The sequence below is a fragment of the Acinetobacter sp. ANC 5378 genome (genome assembly GCF_013004315.1).
In the GTDB taxonomy this organism is placed as follows: domain Bacteria; phylum Pseudomonadota; class Gammaproteobacteria; order Pseudomonadales; family Moraxellaceae; genus Acinetobacter.
Genome location: NZ_JABERK010000031.1, coordinates 58,024 through 77,960, shown reverse-complemented (window position 1 = coordinate 77,960; position 19,937 = coordinate 58,024). Strand labels below are relative to the sequence as shown.

Below are 19,937 nucleotides of genomic sequence, written 5' to 3'. Positions count from 1 at the left end.
TAAATGGTTTGATGTAGGTATTAAAGGTGGGTGTTAGATAAGCACTTAAAATCATTTTTAATGCAAATAAATTGGATCAACCAGAAGAACTTTTACTGCTAAAAAGATGTGAATCAGGTTTAAGGTGAGAATTTTTGAATGAATAGATAGCGATGAAGGCATTGTTTTTTATAAAAGTATAGTTTTCTATTTGGTAAATAAATTATTTTTTATTTAATAAATGATCAATATTTTTAAAAAATACTTGATCATATTGATGCGAGTAAATTATAGTCAACTTATATGATTTTTATATTAAATTCCTAAGGATGGGGGAAGTTTAATGAAAGTCGAACATGCGAATGAAGCAACATTATTATTACATGCAATTCATAAAATTTTACTCAAAGAATGGGATCCTTTAGGGATTCGTAGCATCCGATCCATGTCTGATGAATATGAAGATTATTTGCCTAAATTGTTTATGATGATTTGCGAGAATGCAGATGAATCAGAGATTTTTGAATATTTGTGGCGGATTGAAAATAAAGTCATGGAACAAAAGGGAAACCGACCACACACCTTAAGAATTGCAAGTTTACTTAAAGAGCTACAAAGCAAAAATTAACGTTGTTATCCAGATTTGTGATCCAATAAAAATATAAGTTGTTGCAGAATATTTGAAAAATAAATGTATGGATAAGAAAAACCGGTGTCAGGGCACCGGTTTTTTATGTTTAGAATTTCTTTTCCAGACTGATTAATACACTTGGAATCGCTTGATTGACCCGTGATTCATACAGGCTGCCATCTGACTGATTGCTTAAGCGCTCTTTATAGTCTGTGCTGAAAATATTGCGTGCATTCAGTGAGGTTGCCCAGCCATCATTAAAGCGTTTGGTGAAGCTGATATCCATGTTGACACGTTCATTGCTGGTACGGTCATAGGGCTGGTTGTCCAAAGCACGAGTAAATTCAGGCACGTAGTTCAGGTTGACACTGGTTGAAATGCGCCAAGGCTGATAGTTATAAGACAGACCTGCACTTGCTGTATAAGGTGCAACATCACTCACCATGCGTTCTTGATGGTTTGCGTCTTCAACTTTTGCACGTACCGTAGACAGTTGTCCATTCAACATAAATGAATGACCATTTTCAGTTTGTTTTAATGCATAACGACCCGCAATTTCAACCCCATAAGTGGTGGCATTGTTTTGGTTTTCTGGACGTTCTACAAAACGGGTACCTTCCTGACGAATGACTTTTTCAATGTAGTCATCAATTTCACGTTGAAACGCGGTGATATTGATACCACCTGATGGCGTGTTGTAGCCTAAAGTCGATTCAAACGCAGTGATTTTTTCAGGACGTAAATTGGGATTACCGCCACGATCCGGATTGTTTAGGCGACCAGCATCACTATCGGTAGAAATGGAAACCGTGGGCAATAAACGGTCTGCTTTAGGGCTACGGAAAGCCTGACTGATATTAGTTTGTAAAGACCAATGATCATCCAAGTCAAAACGATGTGCCAAGACTGGGCTTAAGTGACTGTCGCTATAATCGACTAAACCAGAGCGCTCGATCCATTCTTGGCGGGCACCTAAAGTGACTGTCTGACGGTCGGTAAATTTCCAGCTCCCTTCAGCATATAATGCATAGAGTTGTTCATCTAAACTTTGGCTGACATTGCTGTCGAGTTGATTGGTACGAGCATCTGCACCAAATTTAAGCTGACGATTTTGATTGAATTTACGCACACCGTCATACGCAATACCATATTCATTTACAGTTTCATCAGTATAGCTGCTGAATGAAGGAGAGCGTGTTGATTCAGTTTCATTCTGCTGTTCAACAGAAAGGCGAATTTTATCTGAATTACCTTTGTCTTTACGCTCATAACGGGTATTTAAACGGATACTGTCATTTTTATCATGCTGAAACTGGTCGCCACGAACACCGTTACTTTCATTATTGCGATAGAACAATTCCGCAACCAGTTTTTGTTGATCATCTAATTCATATTCAACACGGGGTGAAACCATTTGCGACTTGCGTTCAGTTACTCGTTTTTGTTCTCGTGTTTCGGTACTGTTTTGTGTCTGTGTAATAGAGGTGGTGTCATTCCACATCTGGTTGGCAGACAGACTGTATAACCATGCGTTATCACGACCGTCAGCCTGAACACTGATATTTTTACGTTGTTCTTCTTTTTGATCCGATTTTGCCAAACCATATCCAGCACGGACTGTTCCGCTTATGCGGGCATGATCTAACGGTTGTTTTAAAATGATATTAATCACCGCAGAAGAGGCTACCGATGCCTGAGCCACACTCGGTTGCTTGGTAATTTCAATCCGCTCAATCATGTCCGGGGTAATGCTGTCGACGACAGACATTCCACCACGTGGACCGCCTTGTACAGCTTCACCATTAATCAAAAATACCGGGGCACCGCCACCACGAAAACGCATACCTGATGCACCGCCACCACCGCGTGGACCTTGTCCAGGAGTTGGCATCTGAAAGCCTGCAGCACGACGCAGAGCATCATTCACAGACTGATCGCCAAATTGCAGCATTTCCTCACGCGTGACGATGGTTTTGGCAACCGCACTGATATCCGGATCTTTTACTGTCGCTGGTGTTGCTTTAAATTTTAAAGTGGCCAGTGTTTGTACTGGTGCTGTTTGTTCTGGCGCGCTGTCTGTTATTGTATTTGTAATGGAATCAGCAGCCCAAGTTGGGGACATGAAAGTGAGCAAGGCACAACTTAATGCGCTTAATTGCCAACGCGGTTGTATGCGTTTCATTATTTGATGTTCCAAATGTAATTTTGCGTAAGATAGCGTAAAAATGTGGAGAAAATTTGTGGAAAATCACAGAAATAGAACTAAAAGATAAAAATCTGATCGCAAGTAAAAATAATCAAAATGAATGATTTAGCTCCGGCACCTTATGGGAGTTTGTATGGCTGGAGCGATGGTTCATGTTAATGGTTCAAGGATAAAATACAGTTCTGGCTGATTTTCTCAATCACGGCATCATTCAGGCTGATTTGATTATCCCATTTCAGCATTTGCCGAAGCAGCCATTGAAAATCTTCAACCTTGGGCTGAGATGAATCATCTACAAAATGCCGAATAATATTTTGAATAGAATGGAACTTCTGCACATGAATGCTTTCAGAACATTGAAACTGCACAATATTGAAGTCAATGAGCATTTGCCAAACTTCAGTATAATCCTCTAGATCTTTTAGTTCTTGTTGCGCTTTTTGAATGGCTTGAGTTAGGGCCAGATGGGTGTTGGCATGCTGTTCTGCCCAGTCAGCAGTGACCGCTAAAACCTTATCCGCCACTTGAGGAATAATATCCTGACTGGATGCTACAATCTGGCTGATGCCCAACAGTTCACTCTGTGTATTCCATGGTTCACCGACACAAAAACCATCAATGACATGATTGCTTAATGCTTCTACCATATAAGGAGGAGGAAGGGTCGTGAGCTTGATGCTTTGTGCAACATCACGGTCGGCTAGGGCGAGCCATTCTCTTAAACAATAATGATGAATCGACTGCTTAAAGACATGTGCCAAATGAATCGGTTTTTGTTGTTGTATGGCAGTGACTAATTTTTCTGCGGATTGTTGCGGGTTGTCTTGTGCAGAAATATTCAGCTCAAAGCATAATTTTTGACTTAGACTAATAAAGGCACGGTTATGACTTAACACCAAAGCCGTTTGCAGGGGGATTCCCAGCTGGTCTTCACCCAGAGCGGCAGCAGGAAGCATGGCAGACAGACAATGTGCAGCATCTAAAAAGCCAAACGCCAACCGGTCTCTCAAACTTGCCCAGGATGCTTCTTTGACCAAGGTGATGTCTAAGCCGACTTCATCAAAAAAACCATGCTGCTTGGCCCAAAGAATGGCCACACAATCCAGCAAAGGAATATAGCCGATCTGGATTTGGGTTTTTTCTAAATCTGTCATGGCTTAATCCTTGAATTGGTTTTGTAATAATTGTTGAGCATCTAATAAACGCCGTGCCATTTCTCCAATGGTCATACGATGGCTCATGGCATTTTTGCGCAGTAATTGAAACGCCTGATCTTCAGTTAAGGAATGCAATCGCATCATGAGTACTTTGGCTTTTTCCACATCTTTACGATCTGCCAGTTTATTTTTGGTATCTTCCAGATCGCCGAGTAATTTCTTGTGTTTTTTAAACTGTTCAATTGAAATTTCTAAAATACTTTCCAGTTTAGAGGGGTCAATACCGTCGACGATATAAGCCGTTACCCCGGCATCGATGGCACTTTTGATGGTATCTTTATGGCTGTTTTTAGTGAACAGAACCGTTGGCAAATCGAACTGGCTGACACAGCTTTCAATAATGTCACGATGCGGGTGATCCATATCCAGCAATATCACGTCAGCATGCAGTTGTTCCAGACGGAACATGCTTAAATGGTCAATGGTCAGGCATGCGACCACCTCGAAATTGTGTTCGATCAGGGAGGCTTTAATATAGTTGGCACGTTCTTGATCTTCATCAATCAGTGCGATTTTCAGTTTTGGCATATCGGCTAAAATATCATCAGGCAAAGCCTGAAAGAAAAGTCATAGCAAATGCAAAGCAATTAAAATGCCAAAACAGTTAAAACTGCATTAATTCAATAAAATCAGACATAAAAATTAACCATTATCGGGTTGTGCACCGTATTAATGCAAAAATGCGCTACAAGGAAGCACAACCGCAATCCGTTTCCTTAGCTCTACGTTGTTAATCAGATGAACATGCTGCAATGATGAAGATCAAAAATGATCAATCCATCATAAAAATTTATAAAAAATATTGAGTTAATGATGTTTTTATCATATTGGCATGGACATTGCTTAATTCATATTGAGTCAAAGACGACTTTAAAAAATTTGTAAGACGGCCAACGACGTCCGTTCTGATCGAATCTGGTGTGCAGCGATCCGCATAGCAGATAACCCTATACGTTCAGTTCAGGAAGGAGAAGGCCATGTCTTCAAATTTATATGAAAAAAAAGCCACAAAAATAAGTCTTTTTAATTTTAACAGCGCAGCGATGAGAGCCTTCCATATGAGTTGGCTCGCTTTTTTTGTCTGCTTCTTTGCCTGGTTTGCCTGTGCACCATTGATGCCTGTGATTGCAGGTGAATTTCATCTTACTAAAGATCAAATTGCCAATATTAATATTGCCGCAGTCGCAATTACTATTTTAGTTCGTCTGATTGTCGGGCCTTTATGTGATAAGTATGGCCCACGCAAAACCTATACCGCATTACTGATTATCGGCAGTATTCCTGTCTTTGGTGTGGCCTCTGCCAACAGCTATGAATCTTTCCTTTTCTTCCGCTTATTGATTGGTGCCATTGGTGCCAGCTTCGTGATCACGCAATATCACACCAGTATTATGTTCGCTCCGAATGTGGTCGGGACTGCCAATGCTGCATCAGCAGGTTGGGGGAATGCGGGTGGTGGTGCAACTCAAGCCTTGATGCCGTTAATGCTTGCTGCCTTGGTGATGTTTGGTGTTGAACAGGCGATGGGCTGGAGAATTGCGCTCATTGTTCCAGGTTTGATGATGCTGATTGTCGGTGCAATGTACTGGAAATTCACCCAGGACTGTCCACAAGGCAACTTTAAAGAACTTCGTGCACAAGGCATTCAAGTTGGTAGCGATAAAAAAGGCGGCATGGCGATTCTGATGCACGCTGCACGTAACTACCGGGTCTGGATTTTATTTGGTGCTTATGCTGCGTGTTTCGGTATTGAAATCTTCATTCATAACATTGTGGCGATGTACTACGTTGAACACTTTAGCTTTGGCCTCAAAGAAGCAGGACTGGCAGCAGGGATCTTCGGTTTACTGGCGCTGTTTGCCCGTGCTTTAGGTGGCATTGTCTCGGACAAAGTCGCAATTAAAAAAGGCCTGGATGGTCGTACCAAAGTGCTGTTCGGCATGATCTTGATGGAAGGCCTGTTCCTGATCTTGTTCTCTCAAATGAATACCGCAGTTCTCGCAATTCTGGTCATGACAGTTTTTGCACTGTTTACCCACATGGCCTGTGGTGCCACCTATGCCTTGGTGCCTTTCATTGACCGTGATGCTTTGGGTGGTGTTGCTGGCATCATTGGCGCAGGCGGTAACGTCGGTGCAGTGGCAGCAGGTTTCTTACTGAAAGGCATGCTGGATATTCAAACCTGCCTGATGGCTCTAGGTGGACTGGTGGTGATTGCAGCAAGCTTTGTACTGATGATTCGCTTCTCGGTTGAGCATAAACAGAAAGAACAAAAACTGTTTGAAGATGCAGTGCTTGAACGCAACAACATGGCGCAAGGTTAAGCAAAGGGATTAAGGAGAATTGATATGAAATTAGTCATGATTGGTCACGGTATGGTAGGGCACAAGTTCATTGAATCGGTTCTTGAACATGCAGGTGACGAGGTTGAAATCACGATTCTGGCAGAAGAACCACGTTTAGCTTATGACCGTGTGCATTTAACCGAATATTTCACTGGTAAATCAGCCAAAGACTTAACTTTATGTCGTGCGGATTTTGCCGATGCCTATGGTATTGATCTGCGTTTAAGCACCAAAGCTATTGCAATAGATACTCTGAATAAAACCGTTACCACCAATCATGGCGAAGTCATTGCATATGACAAACTGGTGCTGGCAACTGGTTCATATGCTTTTGTTCCTCCTATTCCAGGGAATGAGCGTGAAAACTGCTTTGTTTACCGTACTATTGAAGACCTAGATGCCATTCGTGCCACGAGTTTAAATGCCAAAACCGGCGTGGTGATTGGTGGTGGTTTACTCGGTTTGGAAGCTGCGAAAGCCTTGCGTGATCTGGATCTTGAAACCCATGTGGTCGAATTTGCACCCCGTTTAATGGCGGTACAAATTGATGATTTAGGCGGTAAGGTTTTACGTGCAAAAATCGAAAATCTGGGTGTGAAAGTTCATACCCAAAAAGCTACACAATGCATCGAAGCCGGTGAAAATACCACGCATGTGATGAAGTTTGGCGATGGTTCTGAACTTGAAACCGATATCGTTTTATTCTCTGCGGGGATTCGCCCACGTGATGAATTGGCGCGTCAAAGCGGCTTGGCGCTGGGTGAGCGTGGCGGTATTGTCATCAATGATTATTGCCAGACTTCTGATGCTGACATTTACGCGATTGGTGAATGTGCACTGTGGCAAAACAAAATTTATGGTCTGGTGGCTCCGGGCTATGACATGGCACGTATTGCAGCCAAACATGTCATGGATCAGGCTTGCAATTCATTTACCGGCGCAGACATGAGCACCAAGCTCAAACTGATGGGGGTAGATGTGGCATCGGTGGGTGATGCGCATGCCATGACGCCAAATGCCTTAAGTTATTTCTATGCAGATGAAGATGCCATGATTTATAAAAAAATCGTGGTGAATGCGGAAAAAACCAAGCTACTCGGTGCTGTTCTGGTGGGCTGTGCCAAAGAATATAACGACCTGCTGCAAATGATGCTGAATGGATTGGAAATTCCAGAAAATCCGGAAAGCCTGATCATGCCGGGTTATATACAATCCTCAGCGAAAACAGGCGGCAGCGGTGTCGATTTACTGCCAGACAGCGCAACCATCTGTTCATGTAATAACGTCTCTAAAGCCGATATTTGCAGTGCTATCGCTGATGGTTCAACCTCGCTGGGTGCCTTGAAAAAATGTACTAAAGCGGCAACGGCTTGTGGCGGATGTGCACCTTTAGTCACTCAAGTATTGAAATCTGAATTGCAACGTCAAGGGGTGACTGTAAACAATCACCTTTGCGAACACTTTGCCTATTCACGCCAGGAGCTGTATCACCTGGTGCGGGTCAATGAAATCAAAACCTTTGATGATTTGATCGGACAACATGGTCACGGTCTAGGTTGTGATATCTGTAAACCGACTGCGGCAAATATTCTCGCATCTTGCTGGAATGACTTTGTGCTCAAACCAAGTCATGCAGGATTACAAGACAGTAATGACTATTATCTGGGTAATGTTCAAAAAGATGGCTCTTACTCGGTTGTACCGCGAATGGCTGGAGGTGAAGTCACTCCAGAGGGCCTGATTGCAATCGGTCAAATTGCCAAAGAATACGGTTTATATACTAAACTCACCGGTGGACAACGGGTCGACATGTTTGGTGCACAAGTGCATCAGCTGCCTGAAATCTGGGAGAAACTGATCAATGCCGGTTTTGAGTCAGGACATGCTTACGGTAAATCATTGCGTACCGTGAAATCTTGCGTCGGCAGTACCTGGTGCCGTTATGGGGTGGATGACTCAGTCGGTTTGGCCATCTTCCTGGAAAACCGTTACAAAGGTCTGCGTTCACCACACAAACTGAAAATGGCGGTGTCGGGCTGTACCCGTGAATGTGCCGAAGCACAAAGTAAAGATGTTGGGGTGATTGCTACAGAAAAAGGCTGGAACCTGTATGTCTGCGGTAATGGCGGCATGAAACCACGCCACGCGGAATTGCTGGCATCGGATCTGGATACGCAAACTCTAATCCGTTATATCGACCGCTTCTTTATGTTCTATATCCAAACTGCAGACCGTTTGCAACGTACTTCGGTATGGCGTGACAACCTGGAAGGCGGTCTAGATTATTTAAAAGATGTGGTGGTAAATGACTCACTGGGTCTGGCTGCTGAACTGGAACGCCGTATGAACCATGTGGTCGGCACCTATCAAGATGAATGGCGTACCGCGGTGGAAGATCCGGAAGTCCGTAAACGCTTCGTAACCTTTATCAATGCAAAAGTTGAACAACAAAATGATCCACACATTCAATTCGCCGAGGTGCGCGGGCAAATCCGTCCAAAAACCGAGGCTGAACGTGATGTGATGCGTATTCCTGTTGTTGAAGCTTAAAAGAATAAAGGAGAAAGATGATGACAATTTTAAAAGAAATGAATAAAACCAATGAGCTGGAATGGCTGGAAATTTGTGCACTGGATGACATTACCCCGAATACCGGTGTAGGTGCATTAATTGAAAATCAGCAAATTGCCATTTTCCGTGTCGGTAATGAAAAACGCGTCTATGCCTTGAGCAATCAAGATCCGTTTAGTCAGGCTTTTGTCATGTCGCGCGGCATCATTGGCGATTTGCAGGGTGAGCGTGTAGTGGCATCTCCCATCTACAAGCAGCATTTCAGTCTGGCCACCGGACGTTGTCTGGAAGATAAAGATCAAAAGTTACTGGTTTTCCCAAGCAAGATTGAAAATGGCAAGGTCTGGATCAGTCCTACACCGCAAAAAACCTATATCACCAATAACGGCACTTCCCAAGAAAAGATGAAACTGGTGTTGGTAGGTAATGGTCTGGCGGGTATGCGCTGTCTGGAAGACTTACTGGATATGGCACCTGAACGTTATGAAGTGACGGTCATTGGCGAAGAGCCGTGGGGCAACTATAACCGCATCATGCTTTCACCGGTGTTATCTGGCGATAAAACCATTGATGACATCATGCTGCATCCACATGCCTGGTATAGCGATAAAAACATTCGCTTTATTGCCGGTGATGCTGCGGTGAAAATTGACCGTCCACGTAAGCAGGTCTATACCGAAAAAGGCTTGGTGGTGGATTATGATCGTCTAATTCTGGCAACAGGTTCCAAACCCTTTGTCCCGCCTATTCCAGGTTCGGACTTAAAGGGCGTGATCAGTTTCCGCGATATCTATGATGTCAATACCATGCTGGATTACTGCAAATCTAAACAGAATGCCGTGGTGATTGGTGGCGGTCTGCTTGGGCTTGAAGCAGCTTATGGCCTGAAACAACGCGGTATGAATGTGATGGTCTTGCATTTGATGGATCGCATCATGGAACGTCAATTGGATAGTCGTGCAAGCAGCTTGTTAAGACAAAGTATTGAAGCCAAGGGCATCAACATCATGACTCAAGCCAATACCGAACAACTGATTGGCGAAGATGGTCATGTCACTCAAATCAAGCTGAAAGATGGCATGGTGCTGGATGCTGATCTGGTGGTTTTCGCCGTGGGGATTCGTCCTAATATGGCATTGGCGCAAAGTGCTGGCTTACGTTGTAACCGTGGTGTGATGGTGAATGACACTATGCAAACCTTTGACCCGAGTATTTATGCGGTGGGTGAATGTATTGAACACCGTAATCAAACCTTTGGTCTGGTTGAACCACTTTGGGGCCAAGCTTTTATTTGTGCCTCACATCTGGCTGAACACGGCAGCTTAACTTTTAAAGCACCAACGGTTCCGACGCAACTCAAGGTGAGTGGCTGTGATGTATTTTCAGCCGGAAACTTCGAACCGCAGGATGATTTTGAAGACATTATCTTGAATGATGAAAACCGTCAGATCTATAAACGCATTATTATTCAAAAAGATAAAGTCATTGGTGCAGTGTTGTTCGGTGATACTGAAGATGGTGCTTGGTATGCAGAACTGATTTCTGATCAAACGCCAATCAGTAATATTCGTAATAAATTGCTCTTTGGTAAAGATTTTGCATTAAAGAAAGTAGGCTAATTACATAAGTGGTATTTGTTCAATTTTAAATATTTGCACAGCCACACTTTGCACTAATAAGTAAAGAGTAATTGCGTAGGCATGATCTTACTTTTGAAAGATCAAAAGTAACAAAAATCTTTGTTTCCCATACATTACCTCCCTGTAATGATGGGAAACGGTGGCATCCATGCCACCTCGAGAGAATACATACTTACGTGAACTCTAAAAATTTAGATAGCTTGGAAAATAGAAGAAATTATTCAAGTGAATTTATTCGATAAAAAGGAGCATCCATGAATAGTATTCCCGTTATGGAACTGCATAGCTCCACAGAAATAAATACCAAAATTACTAATACCACCTGTCCGTATTGCGGAGTGGGGTGTGGCGTAACTGCGACTGTACAGTACACAGCTTTAGGTCAAAAAGTTTCAGTTAAAGGTGATGTCAATCATCCAGCCAACTTCGGGAAACTGTGCATTAAAGGCGGTAATCTCGCCGATACCATTGGCTTGGAAACACGTGTTCTCCATCCTATGCTTGGTCGTAAGAACCAGCGTGAAAAGACCGATTGGAATACCGCAACAGATTTAATTGCCGAAAAGTTTCAGCAATGTATTGATCAATATGGTCGTGACAGCATGGGCTTTTATGTGTCCGGGCAATTGCTGACCGAAGATTATTATGTGGTGAACAAGTTCGTGAAGGGCTATTTGGGCACAGCCAATATTGATACCAATTCACGACTCTGCATGTCATCAGCGGTTGCAGCACACAAGCGGGCTTTTGGTGAAGATATTGTTCCAGCGAGCTATGAAGATTTTGAACATACCGACATGGTGGTGCTGGTCGGTTCGAATACAGCCTGGTGTCACCCGGTTTTATATCAACGCATCATGAAAGCCAAAGAGCAACGTGATCTGTTTGTAGTGGTGATTGACCCACGCTTTACCAGTACCTGTGAAGCGGCAGATTTACATTTGCCGATTTTACCGGGGCAGGATGTCGCTTTATTTAACGGCTTATTACAGTATCTGGCGCAAAATGGTCATGCAGACCAGGATTTTATTGTTGCACATACTCAAGGCTTAGAACAGGCTTTGGTCCACAGCCAAACTGAGGCATCTATGCCAGATGTCGCAGTGCGTACAGGGATTTCACTGGAAAAACTGCAAGTTTTTTATGAGCAATTTGCCCAAACTGAAAAAGTGATGACCCTGTTTTCCATGGGGGTGAATCAGTCTTCGCAAGGAGTGAACAAAGCCAACAGCATCACCAACTGCCATTTATTCACGGGAAAAATTGGCAAGCTGGGTGCAGCGCCATTTTCCATGACTGGACAGCCGAATGCGATGGGCGGACGTGAGGTCGGTGGTTTAGCCAACATGCTGGCGGCCCATCTGGAGCTGGAAAATGAAAACCATCAACAACTGGTGCAAAACTTCTGGCAAAGCCCTTATATTGCCAAGCAGGCTGGCTTTAAGGCCGTTGATCTATTCCATGCGGTAGAAAGTGGCAAAATTAAAGCCATCTGGATTATGGCGACCAATCCTGTGGTGAGCTTACCCGATGCCGATCAGGTAAAACGTGCTTTAGACAAGTGTGAATTTGTGGTGGTGTCCGACATTTGCCAAGACACAGACACCACACAATATGCCGATGTGCTGTTACCGGCTTTAGGCTGGGGTGAAAAAGATGGGACCGTCACCAATTCTGAACGCCGTATTTCCAGACAGCGCGCATTTTTAGAAGAGCCAGAACAGGCTAAAGCTGACTGGTGGGCGATCAGTCAGGTCGCTAAAAAAATGGGCTTTGATGGTTTTGAGTTTAACAATAGTCATGACATTTTTCTGGAACATGCACGACTCTCGGCTGAGCAGAATTCAGAGCCAGATCTGCGCGCTGATACGCCAAATTTCCGTTATTTCAATTTAAAGGCTTTAAGCGATTTAAATAAAACCGAATATGATGAACTGCAACCGGTGCAGTGGCCAGTTTGGTCTGCACAGCAACAAGACGGTGCTGTGGCACGCATGTATGGCAAAGGGCAATTTAGCCATGTCGATGGCAAAGCTAAATTTATTGCCATTAACGCGGTAGATCCGGTTAATCAAGTGTGTAGCGAATTTCCGTTGGTTTTAAATACCGGGCGGATTCGTGACCAATGGCACACCATGAGCCGTACCGGTTTATCTGCCAATTTAAGTACCCATCGTGCAGAGCCGTTTTGTGAAATCCATCCGCATGATGCTTTGAAATACGGGATCAAAGATGGTGAATTGGTAGAAGTCAAATCAAAATGGGGTAACTGCGTATTACGGGCGACGGTCAGTGATGATATTCGTCGTGGACAGGTATTTGCACCGATCCACTGGAATGACCAGGTCGCGTCCGATGCGCGTATTGGCAAAGTGGTCAATCCGGTGGTCGATCCAATTTCCGGTGAGCCTGAATTTAAACATACCCCCGTAATCATCCATCCATTTTATAGTCAGTGGCAGGGCGTATTTTACGTGCGTCAGGGCTTTGAAAAAATCGTGCAATCCTCCATTGAAAATACGGTGTGGTGGACGAAAATTACCACGGTTAAAGCTGTGCGCTATGAACTGGCAGACCGTAAAAAATTTACCCAGACCACTGAACATTTGAAAGAGCTGTTACCGTTTCAGGATGAAAGTTTTGAATGGTTGAACATTGAAGATCAGACCGCTCATATCAGTCACAGCGTGATATTGAAAGATGGTCATTTGATTGCCAGTTTGTATATTGCCCCTAAAGCTTTACTTCCAGATCGGGACTGGGTCGCAAGCCTGTTTAAACGTGAACGTCTAAGTGCCATGCACCGTAAAGCTTTACTGGCTGGACAAGCCATGTCGATGGCCAACAATGAAGGTCCGTTGGTTTGTAGCTGTTTTAAAGTGGGTAAAAACCGCATTATCGAAACCATTAAAACCCAAAATATCACCGATGAAAAACAGGTCACTGCATGTTTAAAAGCAGGCGGTAACTGCGGTTCATGTCTGCCTGAAATTCGTGGCTTGATCAAGGCTTGTCAAATGGAGGCGGTGGAATGAGAAAGAAATTGAAACTTTCGGTATATCCGCGCACCGATCTGGTGATTTTAGCCGGTGGGCAGGCAAAACGGATGAATGGCATCAATAAACTATTACAGCAATTTGATGATCAAATTCAACTCATCAAAATACATCAACAGCTGAAATCCAGTGTTCAACAGATATGGATCAACAGCCATCGTGATTATTCAATTTATCAAAAAATCATTCCCAGCATTCATTGTTATCAGGATGATGAAAGCGGATTTTTAGGTCCGCTGATGGGAATGAAAAGTGCCTGGACCCATGTACAGGCCGACTATGTGCTGTTCATCCCCTGTGACGTCACCTTTATTCCTGCAAGAGTCGTTCTTAAGCTGCATCAGGCTTTGAATAAAAATGCTCTGGCCGAAGTGGCGTATGTAGAAATCAATGGTACAGCCCTGTATCCCTTCTGTCTGGTCAAGCGTAGCAGCTTACGTACCCTAATTACGCACCTTGAGCAAAAACAGCGCAGTTTAAGACAGTGTTTTTCAGATTTGCACGCTCAAGTGGCACGGTTTGAAAATCATGCCCTGTTTTTTCACAGTATTAACTCGCTGGATGAGCTTCAGCAGTATCAACAACTTAAATTTTTGCACTAAACCTGAAAATTTCTTCTTCAGCACAAAGTTGGAACACTTATTGCAAATCTAATTATAACAAGATGGGGCGATTTAAATCTTGCGCACAATTCTTGTGCGATTACAGCAAGATGCCTGAAGATGGATGTTCAACATGAATATGATGACAGAGCTTGAAACCAATACACGATTTGTCGATCAATTTGGTCGCAGCAAGCACAAATTGCGGATTTCAGTAACCGATCGCTGTAATTTTAAGTGTGTCTATTGCATGCCGGAACATCCTGAGTGGATGAAAAAACACGATTTGCTCAGTTTTGAACAGCTCTATCAGTTTTGTGATTTTATGGTGCGTCGTGGTATTGAATCTATTCGGATCACGGGCGGAGAACCATTAATGCGTCAAGGGGTGGTGCATTTTGTCGCGCAGTTACAAGAGTTAAAAAAACTTGGGCTGAAACGCATTTCCATTACCACCAATGCCCATTATTTAAAACAATATGCAGCCGCATTAAAACAGGCCGGACTGGATGATTTAAACATAAGTCTGGATAGTTTGGATACCCAGCAATTTAAACAGCTGACCCAAAAAGATTTATCTCCTGTCCTTGAAGGAATTCAGGCAGCACGAGCTGCAGGTTTGCCGATCAAGATCAATAGTGTATTGATGAAGAGCATGAATGACGATCAAATTCTGCCTTTGGCACGCTGGTCGGTTCAAGAAAAAATTATCTTACGCTTTATTGAATTTATGCCACTGGATGGGGATCGTAAATGGTCGAGCGAGTATGTGGTCAGTGAACAACAGATTTTAGACAGCCTGCGTACTGAATTTGCTGTAACTCAACTGAGAAGTGACCCTGCGCGCTCAACTTCAGAGCCGGCACGACAGTATTTTATTGATGGTCATCCAATCGGAATCATATCCACCATCACCAATTCATTTTGTGGAACGTGTGACCGGGTACGTTTAACCGCACAAGGTGAGTTTTATAACTGTCTGTTTGCACCTCAAGCTTTGAATCTAAAAACTGAAATTAAAGCCCTGAACGCGTCTGAACCTTTGAGCGAACTGAGCTTGCATGCTGCATTATCACACTATATCTGGAACAAAGAATCAGGTTATCACGGCATAGTACAACGGTTGGAAAATCAGCGCATGAATAAAAACAGCCGCAAAATCAGCATGCACATGCTTGGAGGTTAAGATGTCACAGATCACAATTAAAATTGAAGCCTTCGGTGCGGTAGAACGCCAGTTACCTGCAAACTTGGAGATGATCTGCAGCCCATACAGCACGGTTGGGCAAGTTTTGGCTCAAATTGGGCAGGAGTATCCGGTAGCTTTTAGCATGATTGAACGCTGTGCCTGTGCCATCGGCGAGGACATTATCTCACGTCAAACTCAATTCCATGCAGACACCACTTTGGTGCTGCTGTCACCGGTAGCAGGGGGATGAAATGGAACAGCTGAAAGCATTTTCACGAATTCAGGATACGGCCTTAACCTTAGACAGTTTTGATCAGATTGAGCATTTTCCAGAATGTGGCGGTATTGGGGTGTTCATTGGCACCGTGCGTAATCATCATGAAGGTAAAGCGGTTAAAGCGCTGAAATATACATCTTATGCACCGGTGGCGGAAAAAATGATTCGTCAGATTGAGCAGGAGATTCAGCATAAATATGGGGTGTCCTATGTTCGGGTGATTCACCGGATAGGAGCATTGGATATTGGTGAAAAAGCCATTATTGCCATTACCTATGCGGCACATCGACGCGAAGCCTTTGCTGCCTGTGAAGAAGCGGTAGAACGGGTCAAGCATGAAGTGCCGGTGTGGAAAGAAGAATTTTATCTGGATGGTAGCAGCCAATATGTAGAAGGCTGCTGTATCCGTAAAGATGAAGCAGATGAAGCACATTCACATCCTCATCCTGGAGACTCATCTGAACAGCATGATCATCAGCATTGTGACCATGCAAAAGATCATGTCAAAGACAATGCTGCGCCGATCTACCAATGGCCGCTTTAATTGAACAATATTTTGAAAAATGAATGATAGGAACATGCAATGAAAAATGTCGGGATGAAAGCAGAAAGTTATCGCACTGCAGTGGCTACAGGGATTCTGCACGCACCGCCACATTGCATCGAGTTATTACGTAACGGCAATACTGAAAAAGGCGATGCGCTGAAAACGGCACGAATTGCAGGGATTTTAGCGGCGAAACGTACCGATGAGCTGATTCCGCTGTGTCATCCGCTACCGATTTACCGTGCCGATGTGGAATATGAACTGTTTGATGCCCATGTCGAGATTATTGCCACTGTAGAAACCATTGGGCCGACAGGGGTGGAGATGGAAGCATTAACCGCAGTCAGTCTGGCCGGGTTAACGCTGTATGACATGCTGAAACCGCATTGTGAACCGGAAGATTTATGTCTGGATCAGGTTAAGTTACAAAAGAAAAAAGGCGGCAAATCCCATTTTACCCGTGCCTTAAAAGAAGCGTTGCCGGCTTCAATCATTGTATTGTCCGATACTGTGGCTGCAGGTAAAAAACCGGATACTGCCGGGCAGAATGTGCTGGAAATTTTACAGGAAGCCAATTTTAGCGATATTGCTTATCAGGTGATACCAGACAGTCCTGAACAACTGTTGGCATTGGTTGAACAGCAAAAAAATGATTATCCACTGATTTTAACTGTTGGCGGTACAGGACTTGGCCCTAAAGATTTAACAGTGGAAACCATTCAGCCTTTATTAAAACGTGAAATTCCCGGCTTGATGGAAGCTTCACGCAGTTTTGGGCAAAAACGCACGCCTTATGCGGCCTTGAGTCGTGGCGTGGCCGGTTATATCGATAACAGTCTGGTGATGACTTTACCGGGCAGCCGTCAGGGAGCGAAAGAGTCCTTGATTGCAGTACTGCCTGCCTTGGTGCATTTATTTGATGTGCAAAAAAATATCCCCCATCCAGGTGGCTACCAATGAATAGCAAAATGTCTGGATGTGGCGCAGAGCCAGGCTTGATTACGGTAGATCACGCTTTAAATTTAATTTTGCAGCATACTCAGGGACTTGTCACGGAAAGTCTGGGGTTAAATCGGGCTTTAAACCGCTATTTGGCGCAAGATATTTATTCCACCATTAATCTGCCCTTATTTTCTCAAAGCGCGGTAGACGGCTATGCGATTTGTGCCCAATCTGCAATTGCACCACATAGCGAATTTAAACTGATCGGTGAAATTCGGGCAGGTGAACCGACTGAATGGCAACTGAAAGCAGGACAAGCCGTACGGATTTTTACCGGTGCCAAAATTCCGTTTGGCACCACCACCGTCGCGCGTCAGGAAATTGTTCATGTTGTTGATTCAACTAGAATTGCAATCACTGAACACTTAAATGCCAATGCTGACATTCGCAATGTGGGTGAAGAAATTTCAATTGGACAACTGTTGGCCAATAAGGGCCAGTTACTTTCAGTCGGAGCCATTGCTTCTTTAAGTATGGCAGGCATTCAAAGTGTTGAAGTTTTTCAATATCCCAAAGTTGCAGTAGTGATTAGCGGAGATGAAGTTGCGGAAAGTGTAGAGGACTTTGCAACAGGTAAAATCTTTGATGCCAATGGGCCGTTAATTCAAGCCTGGTTTCAGAATCAAGAACAGCAGGTTGAAATTTTCCATGTGGCGGATACTGAAGATGCAGTTAAAAGTTTAATTCAAACACTATCGGCAACTTATGATCTGGTTTTAACCACCGGCGGAGTGTCGGTTGGAGATTATGACTTTATTCGACCAGTAGCTCTAAATATAGGCTTTGAGCAAGTGTTCTGGAAAGTGAAACAGAAACCGGGTAAACCGATGTTTTTTGCAAAATTAACTCGAGCTGACCGCACGCGTTGTTATCTTCTTGGACTTCCGGGCAATCCCGCAGCCGTGTATGTGGGCATGCAAATTTATACCTCCACCGTATTAAAGGCTTTGCAAGGGCAGAAACAGCAACCGAACTGGTTTAGCGCCGTGTTGAGCCATGATGTGAAACCGGATGGTCGGGAACGTTTTTTAAGAATGTCGGCCAGCTTCGATCAGGGAGTATTAAAGGTCAAAAGTTTGTCTAAACAGCAGTCTCATATGCTGAGCAATTTAATGCAGGCCAATTGTCTGGTCAGAATTCCTGCAGGAGTTGCTTTATCTGAAGGACATATTGTGCACGGTTTATTTATTGATTAGGGGCGAATGAATTATGAAAAAATCCCTGTTTTTTTCAGTATATCTAGCAGCTTCACTTTCAGTTGCACATGCTGAAACAGTCAAAATTTATGCTGCTGCCAGTTTGACCAATGCTATCACTGATCTTAAAAAAATCTATCAAAAGCAGTATCCCAAAACCAATCTTGTACCAGTCTATGGGGCTTCATCAGCGCTTGCGAAACAGGTAGAAGCAGGAGCCAGCAGTGACATCTTTTTTTCGGCAGATCTGGACTGGATGAATTACCTGATCAAAAAGAACCTTATTCATCAAAACAGCGCCAAGCCCTTATTGTTTAACCAGTTGGTGGTGATCAGTCCAAAAAATCTCAATATTCCTTTTAAAGCGCAATCCGGGTTTAATTTTGCGCAATCTTTTAAAGGACATCTCTGTACTGGGCAAATGGAATCCGTTCCTGCGGGTAAATATGCCAAACAAAGCCTGATTAAATTAAATTGGTTAGAGCGTCTAAAAGGTCGCATTGTCGGGACAGATGATGTCCGTTCAGCCTTGGCTTTTGTCGAACGTGGTGAATGTGAGGTAGGCATAGTCTATAAAACCGATGCACTCATCAGCCAGAAAGTGAAAATTATTGGAACCTTCCCGGCAGATTCGCATCATCCGATTATTTATCCGATTGCCTTGACCAAGCAGGGTGAAAAAAATGCAGAGGCTATTCAATTTGAAAAATTTATAAAAAGCAGTCCACAGGCAAAAAGTATTTTTCAAAAATACGGATTTCGCATGAGTCACTTATAGGGGGGATCGCCAAGACATGTTCAGTCCCGAAGAACTGAGTGCTTTATATCTTTCGGCAAAAGTGGCCTTATGGGCAACGGTCATCTGTTTACCGTTTGCAGTGGCCTTGGCCTGGACTTTGGCACGCCATGAATTCAGACTGAAATTTTTGGTCGAAGCGTGTTTGCAATTGCCGATGGTCTTGCCACCTGTAGTTTTGGGCTATTTGCTGTTGATCCTGTTCGGTAATAAAGGCTGGATTGGACGATATCTGAATGCAATGGGGATTGAACTGGCATTTAACTGGAAGGGAGCAGTACTGGCTTCGATGATTGTAGCTTTTCCCTTGATGGTGCAGCCAATTCGTCTCTCTTTTCAATTGATTAATCGGCAATTGGAACATGTGGCCGGTTCATTAGGCGCAAGTCCGTTCAGAGTGTTTTGCAGTATTAGCCTGCCTTTGGCACTGCCTGGTATGCTGATCGGGAGCATCCTGTGTTTTAGCCGAAGTCTGGGAGAGTTTGGTGCCACCATTACTTTTGTTGGCAACATTCCAGATGAAACCCGCACCATTCCTATCGCGATCTATTCATTTCTGCAACAACCCGATGGTGAAGAATTTGCCATGCGGTTGGTGGTTTTATCTTTGGGTCTGGCATTTTTAGCCTTAATTGCCAATTATTTTATTCTGCAAAAATATCAACGGAAATTGGGAGGCTAAT

At 43.7% G+C, this 19,937-nt stretch carries 16 protein-coding genes; 13 read left to right on the top strand and 3 right to left on the bottom strand.

What is annotated here, in order from left to right:
- Positions 1–322: 322 nt before the first annotated feature.
- Entirely contained in the window at positions 323–607 is a 285-nt protein-coding gene (locus tag HLH16_RS07775; protein WP_131289687.1) for a hypothetical protein, read from the top strand.
- 109 nt (positions 608–716) lie between these two features.
- Here the strand turns inward: HLH16_RS07775 and HLH16_RS07770 are convergent, their stop codons facing one another.
- The 3 genes from HLH16_RS07770 to HLH16_RS07760 form a co-directional block, all read right to left on the bottom strand.
- Complete coding sequence (locus HLH16_RS07770; protein WP_131289685.1) at positions 717–2,792, bottom strand: TonB-dependent receptor plug domain-containing protein; 2,076 nt, start codon at positions 2,790–2,792, stop codon at positions 717–719.
- 179 nt (positions 2,793–2,971) lie between these two features.
- Positions 2,972–3,970 carry an ABC transporter substrate-binding protein gene (locus HLH16_RS07765; RefSeq protein ID WP_131289683.1) on the bottom strand — a complete coding sequence of 333 codons (999 nt, stop codon included), beginning with the start codon at positions 3,968–3,970 and terminating at the stop codon, positions 2,972–2,974.
- A gap of 3 nt (positions 3,971–3,973) precedes the next feature.
- Entirely contained in the window at positions 3,974–4,561 is a 588-nt protein-coding gene (locus HLH16_RS07760; RefSeq protein ID WP_131289681.1) for an ANTAR domain-containing response regulator, read from the bottom strand.
- 449 nt (positions 4,562–5,010) lie between these two features.
- On the opposite strand from HLH16_RS07760, the gene HLH16_RS07755 reads away from it, so the two are divergent.
- The 12 genes from HLH16_RS07755 to modB all read left to right on the top strand — a co-directional run bounded on the left by HLH16_RS07755 (position 5,011) and on the right by modB (position 19,936).
- Complete coding sequence (locus HLH16_RS07755) at positions 5,011–6,357, top strand: MFS transporter (RefSeq protein ID WP_131289679.1); 1,347 nt, start codon at positions 5,011–5,013, stop codon at positions 6,355–6,357.
- A 24-nt stretch (positions 6,358–6,381) separates the two neighbouring features.
- Positions 6,382–8,928, top strand: coding sequence for a nitrite reductase large subunit NirB (gene nirB / locus HLH16_RS07750; RefSeq protein ID WP_131289677.1), 2,547 nt, complete (start codon positions 6,382–6,384; stop codon positions 8,926–8,928).
- 20 nt (positions 8,929–8,948) lie between these two features.
- Complete coding sequence (nirD, locus tag HLH16_RS07745) at positions 8,949–10,568, top strand: nitrite reductase small subunit NirD (RefSeq protein ID WP_131289703.1); 1,620 nt, start codon at positions 8,949–8,951, stop codon at positions 10,566–10,568.
- 275 nt (positions 10,569–10,843) lie between these two features.
- Positions 10,844–13,624: a nitrate reductase gene (locus HLH16_RS07740; RefSeq protein ID WP_131289676.1), complete on the top strand. Its 2,781-nt coding sequence runs from the start codon at positions 10,844–10,846 to the stop codon at positions 13,622–13,624.
- Positions 13,621–14,247 (top strand): molybdenum cofactor guanylyltransferase, encoded by a 627-nt coding sequence (gene mobA, locus HLH16_RS07735; protein ID WP_131289674.1) that lies wholly within the window; start codon positions 13,621–13,623, stop codon positions 14,245–14,247. The genes HLH16_RS07740 and mobA overlap by 4 nt, the downstream gene beginning before the upstream one ends.
- A gap of 133 nt (positions 14,248–14,380) precedes the next feature.
- Positions 14,381–15,433, top strand: coding sequence for a GTP 3',8-cyclase MoaA (gene moaA / locus HLH16_RS07730; protein ID WP_131289672.1), 1,053 nt, complete (start codon positions 14,381–14,383; stop codon positions 15,431–15,433).
- A 1-nt stretch (position 15,434) separates the two neighbouring features.
- Entirely contained in the window at positions 15,435–15,686 is a 252-nt protein-coding gene (locus HLH16_RS07725; protein WP_131289670.1) for a MoaD/ThiS family protein, read from the top strand.
- 1 nt (position 15,687) lies between these two features.
- A complete protein-coding gene (locus tag HLH16_RS07720; RefSeq protein WP_131289668.1) occupies positions 15,688–16,257 on the top strand; it encodes a molybdenum cofactor biosynthesis protein MoaE in 570 nt (189 codons plus the stop codon).
- 39 nt (positions 16,258–16,296) lie between these two features.
- On the top strand, positions 16,297–17,220 hold the full coding sequence (gene moaCB / locus HLH16_RS07715) for a bifunctional molybdenum cofactor biosynthesis protein MoaC/MoaB (protein ID WP_131289666.1): 924 nt from the start codon (positions 16,297–16,299) through the stop codon (positions 17,218–17,220).
- The gene (locus HLH16_RS07710; RefSeq protein WP_131289665.1) at positions 17,217–18,458 is read left to right on the top strand and encodes a molybdopterin molybdotransferase MoeA; all 1,242 of its coding nucleotides are present in this window, start codon (positions 17,217–17,219) and stop codon (positions 18,456–18,458) included. Before moaCB ends, HLH16_RS07710 begins: the two co-directional genes overlap by 4 nt.
- Positions 18,459–18,471: 13 nt before the next feature.
- On the top strand, positions 18,472–19,236 hold the full coding sequence (modA, locus tag HLH16_RS07705) for a molybdate ABC transporter substrate-binding protein (RefSeq protein ID WP_131289663.1): 765 nt from the start codon (positions 18,472–18,474) through the stop codon (positions 19,234–19,236).
- Positions 19,237–19,252: 16 nt separating this feature from the next.
- Complete coding sequence (modB, locus tag HLH16_RS07700) at positions 19,253–19,936, top strand: molybdate ABC transporter permease subunit (protein ID WP_131289661.1); 684 nt, start codon at positions 19,253–19,255, stop codon at positions 19,934–19,936.
- Position 19,937 lies beyond the last annotated feature (1 nt).

Bases quoted from the DNA above. Each gene is read 5' to 3' on its own strand.
- moaA (WP_131289672.1), top strand. From the start codon at position 14,381: ATGAATATGATGACAGAGCTTGAAACCAATACACGATTTGTCGATCAA.
- HLH16_RS07760 (WP_131289681.1), bottom strand. From the start codon at position 4,561: ATGCCAAAACTGAAAATCGCACTGATTGATGAAGATCAAGAACGTGCC.
- moaCB (WP_131289666.1), top strand. From the start codon at position 16,297: ATGAAAAATGTCGGGATGAAAGCAGAAAGTTATCGCACTGCAGTGGCT.
- HLH16_RS07775 (WP_131289687.1), top strand. From the start codon at position 323: ATGAAAGTCGAACATGCGAATGAAGCAACATTATTATTACATGCAATT.
- HLH16_RS07765 (WP_131289683.1), bottom strand. From the start codon at position 3,970: ATGACAGATTTAGAAAAAACCCAAATCCAGATCGGCTATATTCCTTTG.
- mobA (WP_131289674.1), top strand. From the start codon at position 13,621: ATGAGAAAGAAATTGAAACTTTCGGTATATCCGCGCACCGATCTGGTG.
- modA (WP_131289663.1), top strand. From the start codon at position 18,472: ATGAAAAAATCCCTGTTTTTTTCAGTATATCTAGCAGCTTCACTTTCA.
- nirB (WP_131289677.1), top strand. From the start codon at position 6,382: ATGAAATTAGTCATGATTGGTCACGGTATGGTAGGGCACAAGTTCATT.
- HLH16_RS07770 (WP_131289685.1), bottom strand. From the start codon at position 2,792: ATGAAACGCATACAACCGCGTTGGCAATTAAGCGCATTAAGTTGTGCC.
- HLH16_RS07710 (WP_131289665.1), top strand. From the start codon at position 17,217: ATGAATAGCAAAATGTCTGGATGTGGCGCAGAGCCAGGCTTGATTACG.
- nirD (WP_131289703.1), top strand. From the start codon at position 8,949: ATGACAATTTTAAAAGAAATGAATAAAACCAATGAGCTGGAATGGCTG.
- HLH16_RS07755 (WP_131289679.1), top strand. From the start codon at position 5,011: ATGTCTTCAAATTTATATGAAAAAAAAGCCACAAAAATAAGTCTTTTT.
- HLH16_RS07740 (WP_131289676.1), top strand. From the start codon at position 10,844: ATGAATAGTATTCCCGTTATGGAACTGCATAGCTCCACAGAAATAAAT.
- HLH16_RS07720 (WP_131289668.1), top strand. From the start codon at position 15,688: ATGGAACAGCTGAAAGCATTTTCACGAATTCAGGATACGGCCTTAACC.
- modB (WP_131289661.1), top strand. From the start codon at position 19,253: ATGTTCAGTCCCGAAGAACTGAGTGCTTTATATCTTTCGGCAAAAGTG.
- HLH16_RS07725 (WP_131289670.1), top strand. From the start codon at position 15,435: ATGTCACAGATCACAATTAAAATTGAAGCCTTCGGTGCGGTAGAACGC.